This is a genomic window from Novosphingobium sp., assembly GCF_040398825.1.
Taxonomy (GTDB): domain Bacteria; phylum Pseudomonadota; class Alphaproteobacteria; order Sphingomonadales; family Sphingomonadaceae; genus Novosphingobium.
The window spans coordinates 22,749-38,135 of sequence record NZ_JBBATI010000019.1 but is presented as its reverse complement, the minus strand read 5'-3'; the positions used below and the strand labels follow the sequence as shown (position 1 = coordinate 38,135).

14 protein-coding genes are annotated in these 15,387 nt (G+C 66.0%); 9 read left to right on the top strand and 5 right to left on the bottom strand.

Features of this window, described 5'->3' with window-relative positions:
• Positions 1-24 precede the first annotated feature (24 nt).
• Positions 25-1,272 (bottom strand): acetyl-CoA C-acetyltransferase, encoded by a 1,248-nt coding sequence (locus ABWP89_RS10865; protein ID WP_353229218.1) that lies wholly within the window; start codon positions 1,270-1,272, stop codon positions 25-27.
• Positions 1,273-1,373: 101 nt separating this feature from the next.
• Here ABWP89_RS10865 and ABWP89_RS10860 point away from each other — a divergent pair, with 101 nt between their 5' ends.
• From ABWP89_RS10860 to trxB, 3 genes are all read left to right on the top strand, one after another.
• Positions 1,374-2,582, top strand: a complete 1,209-nt coding sequence (locus ABWP89_RS10860) for a M20 metallopeptidase family protein (protein WP_353229217.1) — start codon at positions 1,374-1,376, stop codon at positions 2,580-2,582.
• 7 nt (positions 2,583-2,589) lie between these two features.
• Positions 2,590-3,366: a tyrosine-protein phosphatase gene (locus tag ABWP89_RS10855; protein ID WP_353229215.1), complete on the top strand. Its 777-nt coding sequence runs from the start codon at positions 2,590-2,592 to the stop codon at positions 3,364-3,366.
• A 181-nt stretch (positions 3,367-3,547) separates the two neighbouring features.
• The gene (gene trxB / locus ABWP89_RS10850) at positions 3,548-4,498 is read left to right on the top strand and encodes a thioredoxin-disulfide reductase (RefSeq protein ID WP_353229214.1); all 951 of its coding nucleotides are present in this window, start codon (positions 3,548-3,550) and stop codon (positions 4,496-4,498) included.
• A 12-nt stretch (positions 4,499-4,510) separates the two neighbouring features.
• Here the strand turns inward: trxB and ABWP89_RS10845 are convergent, their stop codons facing one another.
• From ABWP89_RS10845 to ABWP89_RS10830, 4 genes are read right to left on the bottom strand one after another with little or no spacing between them, the layout of a single operon-like run.
• Complete coding sequence (locus ABWP89_RS10845; RefSeq protein WP_353229213.1) at positions 4,511-5,317, bottom strand: hydrolase 1, exosortase A system-associated; 807 nt, start codon at positions 5,315-5,317, stop codon at positions 4,511-4,513.
• On the bottom strand, positions 5,314-5,997 hold the full coding sequence (locus tag ABWP89_RS10840; protein WP_353229212.1) for an alpha/beta hydrolase family protein: 684 nt from the start codon (positions 5,995-5,997) through the stop codon (positions 5,314-5,316). Before ABWP89_RS10840 ends, ABWP89_RS10845 begins: the two co-directional genes overlap by 4 nt.
• Positions 5,994-6,254, bottom strand: coding sequence for an acyl carrier protein (locus ABWP89_RS10835; RefSeq protein ID WP_353229211.1), 261 nt, complete (start codon positions 6,252-6,254; stop codon positions 5,994-5,996). Before ABWP89_RS10835 ends, ABWP89_RS10840 begins: the two co-directional genes overlap by 4 nt.
• Positions 6,254-7,219 carry a GNAT family N-acetyltransferase gene (locus ABWP89_RS10830; protein ID WP_353229210.1) on the bottom strand — a complete coding sequence of 322 codons (966 nt, stop codon included), beginning with the start codon at positions 7,217-7,219 and terminating at the stop codon, positions 6,254-6,256. The genes ABWP89_RS10835 and ABWP89_RS10830 overlap by 1 nt, the downstream gene beginning before the upstream one ends.
• A 49-nt stretch (positions 7,220-7,268) precedes the next feature.
• On the opposite strand from ABWP89_RS10830, the gene ABWP89_RS10825 reads away from it, so the two are divergent.
• From ABWP89_RS10825 to ABWP89_RS10800, 6 genes are all read left to right on the top strand, one after another.
• On the top strand, positions 7,269-8,837 hold the full coding sequence (locus ABWP89_RS10825; RefSeq protein ID WP_353229209.1) for an acyl-CoA ligase (AMP-forming), exosortase A system-associated: 1,569 nt from the start codon (positions 7,269-7,271) through the stop codon (positions 8,835-8,837).
• Complete coding sequence (locus tag ABWP89_RS10820; RefSeq protein WP_353229208.1) at positions 8,834-10,081, top strand: pyridoxal-dependent decarboxylase, exosortase A system-associated; 1,248 nt, start codon at positions 8,834-8,836, stop codon at positions 10,079-10,081. Before ABWP89_RS10825 ends, ABWP89_RS10820 begins: the two co-directional genes overlap by 4 nt.
• A 290-nt stretch (positions 10,082-10,371) precedes the next feature.
• Entirely contained in the window at positions 10,372-10,965 is a 594-nt protein-coding gene (locus ABWP89_RS10815; RefSeq protein WP_502915276.1) for an XrtA/PEP-CTERM system exopolysaccharide export protein, read from the top strand.
• Between the two features lie 16 nt (positions 10,966-10,981).
• Positions 10,982-12,499 (top strand): XrtA system polysaccharide chain length determinant, encoded by a 1,518-nt coding sequence (locus ABWP89_RS10810; RefSeq protein ID WP_353229207.1) that lies wholly within the window; start codon positions 10,982-10,984, stop codon positions 12,497-12,499.
• Positions 12,500-12,519: 20 nt separating this feature from the next.
• Entirely contained in the window at positions 12,520-13,560 is a 1,041-nt protein-coding gene (locus tag ABWP89_RS10805) for an AAA family ATPase (protein ID WP_353229206.1), read from the top strand.
• Between the two features lie 5 nt (positions 13,561-13,565).
• Positions 13,566-15,356, top strand: a complete 1,791-nt coding sequence (locus ABWP89_RS10800; RefSeq protein ID WP_353229205.1) for a hypothetical protein — start codon at positions 13,566-13,568, stop codon at positions 15,354-15,356.
• Positions 15,357-15,387: the final 31 nt, after the last annotated feature.

Here is a 15,387-nt window from a genome sequence, read left to right as displayed (position 1 = left end):
CTTCCCGTTTCGGGGAGGAAAATTTCAGATCCGCTCGATCACGATCGCCGGGGCCATGCCGCCGGCGGCACACATGGTGACCAGGCCATAACGGCCGCCGGTGCGTTCCAGTTCGTCCAGCACGGTGCCGATCAGGATCGATCCGGTTGCGCCGATCGGATGCCCCAGCGCCATCGCGCCGCCGTTCACATTGACCTTGTTGCGGTCAAGCTTCAGGTCGCGGATGAATTTTTCGGCCACCACGGCAAAGGCTTCGTTGATTTCCCACAGGTCGATGTCGTCCACGGTCAACCCGGCCTTGGCCAGCACCTTGCGCGCGGCGGGGACCGGCGCGTTCAGCATCAGCGTCGGATCATCGCCCTGGTTGGCATAGGCAACCACGCGCGCGCGCGGTTTCAAACCGTGTTTTTCGGCATAGGCGGGGCTGGTGATCAGGATCGCCGCCGCGCCATCGACCACGCCCGATGAATTGCCGGCATGATGCACGCCCTTCCAGTCCAGATCGGGATAGCGGCGCTTGATCTGCTGACGAAACGTGGTGCCGCCCAGGTCGAAATCGGCGATGCCGTCAAAGCTGGCCTTCAGCGATGACAGTCCTTCGATGGTGGTTTCGGGGCGCGGGAATTCTTCGTGATCCAGCGCGACCGTGCCATCGTCGTTCAGCACCGGCACCAGCGATTTGGCGAAGCGGTTTTCGGCAATCGCCACCGCGGCGCGCTGCTGGCTGACCAGCGCCAGTGCGTCGAGATCGGCGCGGGTGATGCCTTCGCGCGCGGCAATCGCATCGCCGCACACGCCCTGGTGCGATTGCGGGTGAATGGCATCGAGCGCCATATTGCCCGACCCCATGCCCAGCGGACGAATCCCGGCATTGGCCTGTTCGGCGCCATGCGCGGCGGTAAAGCTCATCATTTCGGTGCCGCCGGCGATCACGCAATCTTCCATGCCCGACATCACGCTGGCGGTGGCGAGGTTGACCGAAGTGATCCCGCCGCCGCAGAACCGGTCCAGCGTCAGCCCGCTGGCCGAAATGTCATAACCGGCGGCCAGCGCGGCCATGCGGCCCAGATCGCCGCCCTGCTTGCCGTACTGTGACGATGTCGACCAGATCACATCGTCGACCGTGCTGGTGTCCAGATGGTTGCGATCCTTCAGCGCCTTCAGCACCGTTGCAGCCAGCTGTTGCGGGTGCAGGTGCGACAAGGCGCCCTTGCCAGGTTTGCCCACCCCGCGCGGGGTGCGGACGGCATCGATGATATAGGCTTCGGCCATGACAGGTTCCCTTTGATCAATTTAACCGAATGATTAAGGGCTTTGCGAAAGCGGTGCAAGCGTTAAGGTGTGGGCGCGCCTGCCACCACGAAGGACCGTCCATGTTGCACACCGCCATTCTGGAACAGTCGCGCGGTTTTGCCGATGATATTGTTGCGTTGCGCCGGGCGATCCATGCCGAACCCGAACTGGGGCTGGCCAACCCGAAAACCCGCGACAAACTGCGTGCCAGCCTGGCGCATTTGCCGCTGACCTGGCGCGAAGGCCCATCGACCACCGGGCTGGTGGCCACGCTGACCGGCACCGCACCGACCAGTGCCCCGTTGCGCCGCGTGCTGTTGCGCGGCGATACCGATGCGCTGCCGATGGATGAGGAAACCGGGCTGCCTTTCGCCAGTACGGTGCCCGGCGCGATGCATTCGTGCGGGCACGATACCCATGCGGCGATGCTGGCGGGTGCGGCGCATGTGCTGTGCGCGCGGGCCGAGCACTTCGCGGGCGAAGTGCAGTTCATGTTCCAGCCGGGTGAGGAAGGTTTTCACGGCGCGCGGTTCATGATCGATGATGGCCTGCTGAATCCGGCGCCCGATGCGGCGTTTGCGTTGCATATCATGCCCGACAGCCCGCACGGGCTGGTGGCCGGGCGTGCGGGCGCCTTGCTGGCCTCGGCCGACCGGTTTGAAATCATCGTGACCGGGCAGGGCGGCCACGCGTCGATGCCGCACCAGACGCTCGATCCGATGCCGGTGGCCTGTGAAATCGTCACCGCGATCCAGACGATGGTCACGCGGCGGTTTCCGGTGGCGGACCCGGTGGTGGTGACCGTCGCCGAAATCCACGCCGGCACCACCCACAACGTGATCCCCGATCGTGCGGTGCTGAAGGGCACGCTGCGCACGCTGTCGCCCGATAACCGTGCGGCATTGCACAACCGCCTGACCACGCTGGCGCAGGGGATTGCCGCGGCGCACGGGCTGTCGGCCACGGTGCTGATTGTCGAAGGGTTTCCGGTCACGCTGTGCGATCCGCGCGCGGTCGATCTGGGGGAGCGCGTGACCGGCGCGCTTGGCCCCGACCTGCGGTTCCACCGGTTGTCGCACCCGATCATGGGTGCCGAAGATTTTGCCTACGTGCTGAACCAGGTGCCCGGTGCGATGTTTTTTCTGGGGGTGGCGGCGGCCGGCAGCGATCTGCAACATTGCTGTGGCATTCATTCGCCGCGCATGGTGGTGGATGAATCGGCGCTGCCATTGGGCACCGCACTGCTGGCCGGCTGTGCCGAACAGTTTCTGGCGCAGGGTTTTGCATAGGACAGGCATGAACGACGACCGGGTTCTGGATTTTGAAGGCATCCACAATTTTCGCGATTATGGCGGGTATCCTGCGCGCGCCGGGCGGCTGGCGCGCGGGCGGTTGTGGCGGTCGGGCCAGCACGCCGGGGCTACGCCTGCCGATCTGGCGCGGGTGCGTGATCTGAACATTGCCACGGTAATCGACCTGCGCGGCGACAGCGAACGCGCCGCCTATCCCTGCCTGCGCCATGACGAATTTGCGGGTGAGGTGCTGTTCCACCCCGGCGAAACCGCCAGTCTGAAAGGCCGCGCCGCGCACGAGGAAGGTTTTGGCGCGATCCGCACCGCCGCCGATGCGCATGTGGCGATGCTGCGACTGTATCAGGGCATGGCCTGGCGCGATGTGCTGGTCGGCACCTGGCGCCTGTATGGCGCGGCGCTGGCCACGCGCGATGGTGCCAGCCTGTTGCATTGCCTGGCGGGCAAGGACCGCACCGGTGTGGGCGCGGCGCTGATCCACCATGTGCTGGGCGTCCACCACGATGACGTGATTGCCGATTTTCTGCTGACCAACACCGCCGGCAATGTAGAGGCGCGGATCGCCGCGCTCAGCGCCAACATGGCCGGCCGCGGCCTGAACGATGGCGCGATGCGGGTGATCATGGGGGTAGAGGCGGAGTGGCTGGACGCCGCGTTTGCGGCGATTCAGGAGCGCCATGGCAGCGTTGCGGCCTATGCCGAAAGCATACTCGGGCTTGGCCCGTCACAGATAGCAGCGATGGAATCCCGGCTGGTCGATTGACTCCCGCCCGCGCGTGCTTATCTCGCCGGTACAATTCCGGTTCACTGGCGTGAACGCAAACCACCCGCCCCGCCTCCCCACCCGACCACCAATGATACCATCATGCTGTGGTGGTCGGGTGGGGAGGCGGGGCGGGTGGTTTGCCTCGCGCGGGAGCGCGAGCCGGTAAACGGAGTATATTATGTCGACCACGCACAAGACCCGCATGTTGATCATTGGTTCCGGCCCGGCCGGGCTGACCGCCGCGATTTATGGCGCGCGTGCGGGGATGCAGCCGATCGTGGTGCAGGGCCTGCAACCCGGCGGGCAGCTGACCATCACCACCGATGTGGAAAACTATCCCGGCTTTCGCGACGTGATCCAGGGCCCCTGGCTGATGCAGGAAATGCAGGCGCAGGCCGAACATGTCGGCACGCGCATGCTGTGGGACACGATTACCGAGGTGCAGCTGGATCGCCATCCGTTCCGCGCGATCGGTGACAGCGGCGACATTTACGAAGGCGACAGCGTGGTGATCGCCACCGGCGCACAGGCGCGCTGGCTGGGCGTGCCGGGTGAGGCAGAGCTGGGCGGCAAGGGCGTGTCGGCCTGCGCAACCTGCGACGGGTTTTTCTATCGCGGCAAAAAGGTGGTGGTGATCGGCGGCGGCAACACCGCGGTCGAAGAGGCGCTGTACCTGACCAACCACGCGACCGAGGTGGTGCTGATCCACCGCCGCGATAGCTTGCGCGCCGAAAAGATCCTGCAGGACCGGCTGTTTGCCCATCCCAAGATCAGCGTGCTGTGGAACAAGGCGGTCAGCCATTTCATCGGCGAAACCGGGCTGACCGGGGTGGCGCTGGTGGATACCGAAAACGGTGAGGCCAGCATGGTCACCACCGATGGCGCATTTGTGGCGATCGGCCATGCCCCCGCGACAGAACTGTTCCGCGACACGCTGGAACTGGACGCGGCGGGATATATCGTGGTGGAAACCGGCACGCCGAAAACCGCGATTCCCGGCGTATTTGCCTGTGGCGACGTGATGGACCACACCTATCGCCAGGCGGTGACGGCGGCGGGCACGGGGTGCATGGCCGCGCTCGATGCCGAACGGTTCCTGGCCCAGCGCGATTTCGCCGCCAGCCAGTAACGGGAAACCGCATCAATGCCGTGAAGCGGTCGCCTCGGTCAGCCGTTCGATCAGCCAGTCGGCGGTGTCGGGGTGATCGGTAAAACTGTGGCTACCGCCGGGGTGGATGACCAGGCGCGGATCATCGTGCGGCCACTGTGCCAAAAACTGTTGCCCGATGCGATCGCCCGCTGCCACCAGCAGCGTGACTGGCCCGTGAAACTGCCCCAGGCTGTCGCGCAGCTGGTCGGCGAGCAGCGAAGGCGCCCCCTGCCGCCGCACCGCGCGGCCCAGCCCGTGCCACAGCCGCGCCAGATTGACCTGTCCGCTCAACAACCGCCACCATTGGTGCGGGCTGGCCAGTTTGGCCCAATAGCGCTGGCGCAACGCGGCGGGCGCGTGGTTGATCGCGCCGTTATCAACATGTTCGTCCATCGTCCACGGATTGACCAGCACCACCGCATCCAACCCCAGGTCGGCGCTATGCAGCATCAGCGCGCTGGCCGCATCGCACACGCCATAGCCGACCACACGGTGCATGGACGGCTGTTCGCGCCGAAACGCCGCCAGCGCAGCGGCCAGATCGTCGCGCGACCCGCGCCATCCGGCATTGTCGCCTTCGCTGTCGCCAATCCCGCGCCGGTCGAACCGGAACACCGGCACCCCGGCGGTCTGCGCCAGCCGCGCGGCGATCTGCGCCTGCCCGGCGAACGCCCCGGCACGGATTTCATTGCCGCCCGACACGATCAGCAGCCCGGTGTGGCCATGCACATGCGCGCAATCGCGCATGCCCCACAGCGTGTCCGCGCCACAGCGAAAGGCCACCGCCCGGCGAGTCACGCAGCGATCCACCCGGCAATTCCACCGGCCAGGATCGCGGTCAGCCGCGCGGCCTGGGCCGGATCATCGCCCGGCTCGGCGCGCAACCAGGGCGCCGCTCCGCCCAGATCGGCCACGCGGATTTCGCGCTGTCCTTCATCCAGCGGACGCGCGCTTTCCAGCCCGGCAATCAGCGCCGCGCCGACGTCATAGCCGGCCAGCATCAGGCCTTCGTTGCGGCCAAATTCCAGCAGCAGCGCGCTGTCTTCGCGCAGGCCCGCCTCTCGCGCGGCGATCACCCGCGCACGCAACAACTGGCGCAGCACACTGGCACCCGCCGCCGGTTCCAGCACCCAGCCGGGCAGCACATTGGGAAACACCAGCGCCCCGCCACGCACCGCCAGCACGCAGGTCGCGCCAAAATGCTTTGCCGCAACGGCCATGGCCTGGCGCCAGCCATGCAGGCTTTGGCTGGCGAACGGCTGGCCGCTTTCGTTGGTGCCGGGCAGGTCGGGCATGAAACTGTCGATGCCCTGCGCATCGATGCCGCGCATGGTGCGCACCAGCAGCCGGCGCGTGCGGTTCATTTCGTCAAATAGCGGCGGCACGATCAGCAGCCGCGCGCGCCGGCCGCGATCGATCGCGGCGGCAAATTCCGGCGCGCCAGCGTGGCTGCCGGGCGCGGGCCAGGTGGTGATCACGCGGTGCCTTTGCTGCGCACCAGCGCCAGCAAGGTGCCATAGCTTTCCAGCGTTTCGCCGGTCAGTTCGGCATCGTCGAACATCACGCCGAAATGGTCCTCGATGCCAGCAAACAGCGTGGCGATGGCCATTGAATCGAGTTCGGGCAGTGTGCCTAGCAGCGGGGACTGTTCGGTCAGCGCCGCCAGTCGGACCGCGCTCAGGCCCAGCACATGGCCCAGCACGGTGCGCAAACCCGCATCGGTGTCGTTGTTCATCACCTTGCCTTATCATCCACGCCGGCCCGGACAAGCCGCAGTGCCGTCTTTGCCATAAGTTTGCTCAATTTCGGCCAGTGTCGCAGGGCCCGTGGGTGATAGGCCTCCAACCTTAGGCGCACGTCCGACAATTCCATCCAGTCGCGCTTATAGGGATCATCGCCAGTGCCAAAGTCGATAAAGTCCACCTTGTCTTCGTTGAAAGCCATGGCAAACAGCGCGTGCGTCAACACAGTGCCCGGTGAATGCGCCGCTGCAGCGGGATCGTGTGCCAGCTTGTGGATGAAGGCGAGGCCGTCCTCGATTGTCCAAAATTGCGCCGCTACAGGCTCACCGTCGATTGAGGCGATGCCCAGTCGCAATCGTCCCGCTGCGCCCTCCATTTCGGCAAAACGGCGCAGAAATGCGGGTGATCCTTCGGCCGGTTTCCAGCTTTTGGCGTAGATCATCTCATACGTTGCCCAGTCGGCGGCGTCGAAATCGCAGGCAATGCGGATCGCCACTTTGCGCCCCTTGCGCCGCACGGTTTCGCGCAACTGGCCCGGGCGGCTGGCCCACCAGGTTGCGAAATCGCGCCCGGCGTGCAGCACATGATTGACATGATCGAGCGTCAGCGCGCCAATCCAGCCGGCGGACCGCACCGCACCGAGCATCAGCGCAGCCTCGCGTTCAGGCAGTGGGCCAAACTGCAATGCGCCCTGCGTTGACAGGCTGCGGACCAGCGCGGCCAGCAGGCGCTCGCCACCGTGGGCAAACCGGGGACGGGCGATAAAGCTGTACCAATTGGCCAGCGCGCCAAGCCCGGTGGGCGTTTCGCATAAGGGCAGCGCGGCGATCGCATCGCCATCGCGCGCCACCGCGACGAAACAGCGCGTGGATGGCAGGCATTCCTCGGCCAGCAGGCGCAACCAGTCCAGCCGGTCAAACGGCGTCACGCCCGCGCCGGGCGCAAACAGCGCGGCCACGCCTGCGTCTGCTTGCGCTTCGGTAAGGGTTGCATGATAGACTTTCATCGTGACTGAGACTGCTGTTCCCTTGCCTGGTCCGGTGCCCAATGCCCGGCCCCACCCGCTTGATCATCTGGCCCTGTGCGGGGCCGATGACGCAGCCGCGCTGGTGCTGGGCGACCGGATCATGGACTATGCCGGGTTAAATCGGCGTATAGGCCAGCTTGCGGCATGGTTGGCAACACGGTTGGTGCCCGGCGGCCGGGTGGCGAGCTGGTTGCCAAAGGGTGAACTGGCCTGCCTGCTGCCGCTGGCCACTGCGCGCGCCGGGCTGGTGCATGTGCCGGTCAATCCGCTGCTGAAACGCGCGCAAGTCGCGCATATCCTGGCCGATAGCGGGGCAGGGCTGTTGATCGCCAATGCTGCCCGGCTGACCAGTTTGCAGGCGGGCGATTTTGGCGCGGCCGATTGTTTCTTTGATACCGATCTGGCCGCGCTCGATGATCTGGACCCGCTGCCGCCATCGTCCGCGCCGGTCGATGCCACGGTGGCGCTGCTATATACCAGCGGATCGAGCGGGCGGCCAAAGGGCGTGATGCTCAGCCATGCCAATCTGTGGCTGGGCGCGGTCAGTGTGGCGCACTATCTGCGGCTGCGCGCTGACGATCGCGTGCTGGCCGTGCTGCCGCTGGCGTTTGATTATGGGCAGAATCAGCTGCTGTCGGCCTGGGCTGCCGGGGCCAGCGTGGTGCCGCACGACTATTTGTTGCCGCGCGATGTCGTGCGCGCGGTGGAACGCCATGGTGTGACCACGCTGGCCGGGGTGCCGCCTTTGTGGCGGCAACTGACGGCGGTGGAATGGCCAGCCGCCGCGATCGCGCCCCTGCGCCGGCTGACCAACAGCGGCGGCGCGCTGGATGAGGGTCTGGTGCGGCGGTTGCGCGCGCTGGTGCCCCAGGCCGATCTGGTGGCGATGTATGGATTGACCGAGGCGTTCCGCTCCACCTTTCTCGATCCCGCACTGATTGATGCACACCCGACCGCGATCGGTAGTGCGGTGCCGTTTGCCGAGGTTATGGTGGTGCGCGACGATGGTGCGGCCGCCGGTGTGGAGGAAGAGGGCGAGCTGGTCCACGCCGGGCCGCTGGTGGCGCAGGGCTATTGGCGCGATCCGGCCCACACCGCCGAACGGTTTCGCGCCGCGCCCCTGTGGTCGGCGCTGGGCGGCATCGCGGTGTGGTCGGGTGACCGGGTGCGGCGCGACGCGCTGGGCCTGCTGCATTTCATGGGGCGGCGCGATGCGATGATCAAATGCGCCGGCAACCGTATCAGCCCGCAGGAGATTGAGGAGGCCGCGATCGCGACCGGGCTGGTTGGTGATTGCGTCGCGCTGGGGCTGCCGGACGCCAATCTGGGGCAGGCGGTCCATCTGGTCGCCAGCCCGCCAGCCGCTGCTGACAGCGCCTACGCCGACAGCGCCGCATTGATCGCCGCGCTGTCGCGCGACCTGCCCAATTTCATGCTGCCGCGCGTGGTGCACTGGCGCGCTGCACTGCCGGTCAACGCCAATGGCAAATTGGATCGCACAGGGATTTACGCAGAATTATCGGCTTTGGTGCATAGCCCGGGGTCATGACCGCAACCCCCAAACCGATGGGCCCGATCCCGCCCGGCTTTGGCACGATCGATGGCCAGCTGGCGATCGGCGGTGTGCGCGCGACCGATTGCGTGGTGCAGGCGGGTGGCGCGCCGCTGTTTGTCTATGACGCGGGGCTGATTGCCGCGCGGATTGCGGCGCTGCGCGCGGCGATGCCGGCGGGGATTGCGCTGCACTATGCGGTAAAGGCCAATCCGTTTGCGCCCTTGCTGGCGTTTATGGCGGGTACGGTTGACGGGTTTGACATTGCCTCTGGCGGGGAACTGGCCCTGCTGGCGGCGCAGGGCGTGGCGGGCGCGCGCATCGGCTTTGCCGGGCCGGGCAAACGCGATGCTGATCTTGCCGCCGCGATTGCAGCCGGGGTCACCTTGCACATTGAATCTGCGGGGGAAGCGGCACGCGTGCTGTCTGCCGGCGCGCGCGTGGGGATCGCGCCGCGCGTGGCCATCCGCGTCAATCCCGATTTTGAACTGGCCGGTGCCGGCATGCGCATGGGCGGGGGGGCACGTGCGTTTGGTGTGGATGCCGATCAGGTGCCTGCGCTGGCGCAAACGCTGGTCGCGGGCGGGGCCGATTGGCAGGGCTTTCATGTTTATGCCGGCAGCCAGTCGCTGGATGCCAATGCGATCGTGGCCGCACAGGCGGCGACGCTGGATCTGGTGGCGCAGGCGGCCGATGCGGCGGGGGTGGCGGTGCCGATGGTCAATCTGGGTGGCGGTTTTGGCGTGCCCTATTACCATGGTCAGCGCGCGCTGGATGTGGCCACGGTCGGCCGGGGGCTGGCGCAGGCGCTCGATCGGCGGGCGGCAGTGCTGCGCGACACGCGCTTTGTGCTGGAACTGGGGCGCTGGCTGGTGGCAGAGGCGGGCGTCTATCTGGCGCCGGTGATCGATCGCAAGCACAGCCGGGGCGAAACCTTTCTGGTGGTCGATGGCGGGCTGCATCACCAGCTGGCCGCCAGCGGCAATTTTGGCAGCGTGATCCGCCGCAATTATCCTTGCGCAATTGCCACGCGGTTTGATGCGCCCGCCGATGATGTCGCGCACGTGGTGGGGTGCCTGTGCACGCCGCTTGATCGGCTGGGCGATGCGCTGGCGCTGCCGCACGCCGATTGCGGCGATCTGGTCGCGTTGTTCTGCGCCGGGGCCTATGGCGCCAGCGCCAGCCCGGCTGCCTTTCTGGGCCATGGTCCGGCCAAAGAACTGCTGGTGGGGACTGGTTAAGCCTTTGGTCAGGCAGTGTCCCGTTACGGGGCTGACATCCCACCGGTGTACACCACTAACGGTATCTTCACCCTTTTTGGTCATAGCCTGCTGGTGAAAACACGTACCGCGCGTCCCCCTGGGGGACATGCGGGACACCCGTCCGGGGCCGAAAACCTTGGGTGGGATGTGCAGACGCATGCTTGAAGGATGGTGCAATGCCAAACCAGACCCCGCCCGCACCCCTGGGCCGCCCGCTCAACCGGCGTAGCGCGCTGGCGTTTGCCGGGCTGACCGTAGCAGGGGTGGCAATGGCCGGGCTGTCGGGCTGTGCCGCCGGCGGTGGCGCGCAATTGCCATCGGCGTCGTTCGTGTCGCTGCAGGAAGGCCCGGGTGAAGATTACATCATCGGGCCGCTGGATGAACTGACCATCTTTGTCTGGCGCAATCCTGAATTGGGCGCGCAAGTGCAGGTGCGCCCCGACGGGCGGATCACCACGCCGCTGATCACCGATATGCCGGCCGTGGGCAAAACGCCATCGATGCTGTCCGAAGACATCAAGCTGCAATTGTCGCAATATATCCAGGAACCGATCGTATCGGTGATCGTCAACAAGTTTTCCGGCACCTACAGCCAGCAGGTGCGCGTGGTTGGCGCGACCGAAAAACCGGCATCGATATCCTACCGCGCCAACATGACGCTGCTGGATGCGATGATCGCGGTCGGCGGGCTGTCGGAATTTGCCGCGGGCAACCGTGCGCGGCTGGTGCGGTTTGACAAACAGACCGGAAAGCAACGCGAATATGCCCTGCGAATCAACGATCTGCTGCGCAAGGGGGATACCCGCGCCAATGTCATGCTGATGCCGGGCGATGTGATCATCATCCCCGAAAGCGCGTTTTGAACGGCGGCCACGGCGGATGAGCGGACTTGTCGATCAGATCAGGGCTGCCCTGTACGGCATCTGGACCAGGCGCTGGATCGCGCTGGGGGTGGCGTGGGTGGTCTGCCTGGCCGGATGGCTGGCCGTGGGGGCGATCCCCAACAAATATGAATCACATGCGCGCATCTTTGTGCGCATCGATGACGTGCTGTCCGATCAGATCGGGCTGGGCGCCGACCGCCACCGCGATATCAACCGCGTGCGCGAAACGCTGACCAGCGCGGTCAATCTGGAAAAGGTGGTGCGCGCGACCCGGCTGGGCGAAAAGGTCACCAACGAAAAGCAGATGGAAACCGCTGTCGCCGCGCTCGCCAATGCGGTGAAGGTGACCAACAGCCAGGAAAACCTGTTCGAAATCGCCGCCACATCGGGCACCAGCAGCTATTCCGATACCGAAAATGCGCATCTGGCGCAGGACGTCGCGCAAAAGATGATCGACATCTTTCGCGAGGTGAACCTGTCGGGCGGGCGCGGCGAAATGAGCGACACGCTGGCATTCATGGACCAGCAGCTGGCCGACCGGCAAAAGGATCTGGAAGCGGCCGAACAGAAACGCCAGCAATTTGAATCAAAGAATGCCGGGATGCTGCCCGGCACCGGCACCGCTGCCGCGCGGATCGAAGGCACCCGCGCCGAATTGCGCGGCATCGCTTCTGATCTGATGGCGGCGCAAAGCGCGCTGGCATCGCTCAACGGGCAACTGGCGGGCACGCCGCCGACGGTAACGCTGCCCGGCGCCAGTGGCGGGGCAAAGGGTGCGCTGGCGCAGGCGCAGGCCGACCTGGGCGCGATGCGAGCGCGCGGCCTGACCGACAGCCATCCCGATGTGATCGCGCAAAAGGCGCAAATCGCGCAATTGTCGCGCGCTGCCGCCGGCGAAGGCAGCCATGGCGGCACGCCCAACCCGGCCTATTCATCGCTGATGTCGATCAAGGCCGAACGCGAGGCGAGCGTGGCCGCGCTGCAATCGCGCAAGGCCAGCCTGGAACAGGACATCGGCCAGCTGACCACGCAGCAATATAGCGAGCCGGCGGTGGCCGCCGAATCCGCCCGCATCAACCGCGATTACGAAGTGTTGAAGGAACAATACGACAAACTGTTGCGCGATCGCGAAGCGCTGCGCCTGCGTGGCCAGGTCGAAAGCGAACACAACGCCATCAAGTTTGAGGTGATCGACCCGCCAACCACCCCGCACGGCCCCGCCGCGCCCAACCGGCCGTTGTTGCTGGCGGGTGTGCTGCTGGCCGGGATTGGCATCGGCTGTGGCGTGGCGTTTGCGCTGGGGCATCTGCGCGGCAGTTTTGCGACGACGGCCGATCTGGAACGCGCGATCGGCCTGCCGGTGCTGGGCGCGGTCACGCTGGCGCTTACGCAGGCGGGGGTGACCGAACAGCGGCGGCAGCTGAAATGGTTTGCCGGTGGCCTGGCCGGGCTGGTGCTGGTGCTGCTGGCGCTGCTGGCGCTGGAATTCATGAAACGCCGGCTGGTGGCGTGAGCGGACGGAGCGACATGGCGATGACCGATCACACCCCACCCCCGCCCGCCGTTCCGGAAGGATCGGCCAGTGGCGACGCGCCGCGCAAAGTGAAGCGCGCATCGCTGATCGAGCGCGCCGGCGGCGCCGATGCCTGGCGCGGGATTGTTGCGCCCCCGCCGCTGGCTGTGCCGGCTGCGGCACCTGGGCCCGAAACACCCGCCATGCCCACCCTGCCGGAAGCGCCGACAACGCCGCCGGCGCTGTTTGCGCTGCCGGCGGCCGCCACAGAATCGACGCCCCTGGCAGCACGGTTTGATTCCCTGCCGGCCGGGCAGAAATTTCGCGGCACCTTTCACGCCATCGACCGTCAGCATCTGCGCAACCAGGGCCTGATCGAACCCGAAGGCCCGGTGACCGCGCTGCTCGAAGAATTCCGCATCATCAAACGCCAGCTGTTGCAGACCGCCGCGCTGACGCGGGCCGGGGCAGGGCCGGTGCATGGCGAACGCATCCTGGTGTCCTCTGCCCTGCCGGGTGAAGGCAAGACGTTCTGTTCGGTCAACCTGGCGCTGTCGATGGCGGCGGAAAAGGATACCGAAGTGCTGCTGGTCGATGCCGACTTTGCCAAACCATCGGTGCTGTCGACGCTGGGCCTGCCCGGCGGCCCAGGGTTGCTGGATGCGCTGGTCGATCCGCGCGTGGCGGTCGAAGACTGCATCCTGGGCACCGACATTGCCGGGCTGTTTGTGCTGCCGGCGGGCAATGCATCGGGGTCGGATACCGAATTGCTGGCATCGGCGCGCACCGCGCAAGTGCTGGACCGGCTGACATCGAGCACGCGCGGGCGGATCGTGATTTTCGACAGTTCGCCAGTGCTGGCGGCCTCGCCCGCCAGCGCGCTGGCGCTCCACGTCGGGCAGACCGTGGTGGTGGTGCGCGCCGGCGTCACCAGCGAGGCCGCGTTGCGCGATGCGGTCGGGCTGCTGTCAGGCTGTGACGATATCAGGCTGCTGCTGAACGCGGCGAATTTTTCACCCAGCGGGCGCCGTTTTGGCACCTATTACGGATACAAGGAGTAATCGCGATGAAGGGGGTTGTATTCAGTACCGCCAGCGCGATTGCGCTGATCGTGGCCACAGGCGTGGCGCCATGGGCAGCGGGCACCGCGTTCGCCGCGCAGGCGATGACCAGCGGCGCCGGGCCGCTGAGCTATGGCAACGCCGATGCCAATGATGATGCCGCCACAGCGCCCGATGGCAGCGACACCGGCGCCCCGCGCGGGCGCGGGGGCTATGGCGCAAACGGCGGCGGTGGCCAGGGTGGGGAGCGCAAACCGCGCAAACGCACGAAAATCACGCCCTACATTGAAATCGATCAGAGCGTCTATGACCAGATCGAACCGCACCGACCCGCGGTGACCTATACCACGCTGGCCGCCGGTGCCGACATGACGATCAACAGCCACCGCACCACCGGTGTGGCGACGATCCGCTATGAACACCATTTTTCGGAAAGCCATTCCGCGCGCAGTACCGATACGATCACCGGTATCGCCCGCACCACCACCGATCTGATCCCGCGCACGCTGACCTTTGATTTCGGCGGCCTGGCCACACACACCTCGATCGCAGCGGGCGGGGCGACATTGCCCAATCCGGTCGATCGCACCGGATCGATCTATCAGATCTGGTCGCTCTATGGCGGGCCTTCGCTGTCCACCCATGCCGGGGTGCTGGGGATCAAGGCCAATTACGCGCTGGGCTACAACGCCATTGACCAGATCCGGTCCTATGTTCCGGCCGGCAGTGCCACGCCGGTCGATGTGTTCGGCCATTCGCTGACCAACCAGGCGACCGCATCCATCGGCGTAAAACCGCGCGAAGTGCTGCCGTTCGGGGTGGCGCTGACCGGCGGATACCTTCGCGAAGATACCTCCAACCTTGATCAGCGGCTGACCGATGAACGGCTGGGCCTGCAGGTGACCCAGCCGATTTCGCACAACGCCGCGCTGGTGGGCGATGTGGGCTGGGAAAAGGTGCAGGTCGCGCACCGCAATGCGCAGATCGGCAGCGACGGCAATCCGGTGGTGTCCCCCAATGGCCAATATGTCATCGACCGCACCCAGCCGCGCCGCATTGCCTATCAGACCAGCGGGCTGACCTGGGATGTCGGCGTGGTGTGGCGGCCCAGCCGGCGCACGATGGGTGCGGTGTTTGTCGGCAAACGCTATGACAGCACGACCTATTACGGCAATTTCTATCACGCGCCCAACAGCCGTTCGAACCTGACGGTATCGGTGTTCGACGGGATTTACGGGTTCGGATCGGGGCTGATGTCCACCATCCAGGCGCTTCCGAACGACTTTTCGGTCACCCGCGATCCGTTCAACGGCAATGTCGGCGGCTGTTTCATCGGCAGCACCGGCGGCGGGTGCCTGACCGGCGCGCTGGGTTCGGCCAATGCGCTGGCATTTCGCGCGCACGGGGGCAATGCGACCTATGGCATGACGGTGGGGCGTCTGTCCGCCAACATCGGCGGCGGATACTTCTCACGGCGGTTCATCGGCGCGCAGGGCACGATCCTGGCCAGCCGGAATGGCGCGCTCGATCAGACGTGGTATGTCAATGCCGGGCTGTCGGGCCCGATCGACCGGCAGACGCGGTTCTTTGTCAACGGCTTCGCTTCGGTCTATCGCAACAACACCACGTCGCTGGGCGATACGGCAAACTGGGGGGCGACCGGTTCACTGGTCCACCACCTGACCGACCGGTTGACCGGGACGGCATCGGTTGAAGTGCTGGGGGTCAATCCCACGGTTTCGCCCGATTTGCTTGAAATGAATGGCCAGCTTGGCTTGCGCTACAATTTCCGCTGAGTAAGCGGGCATCACTTGCCGATCCGGTTGA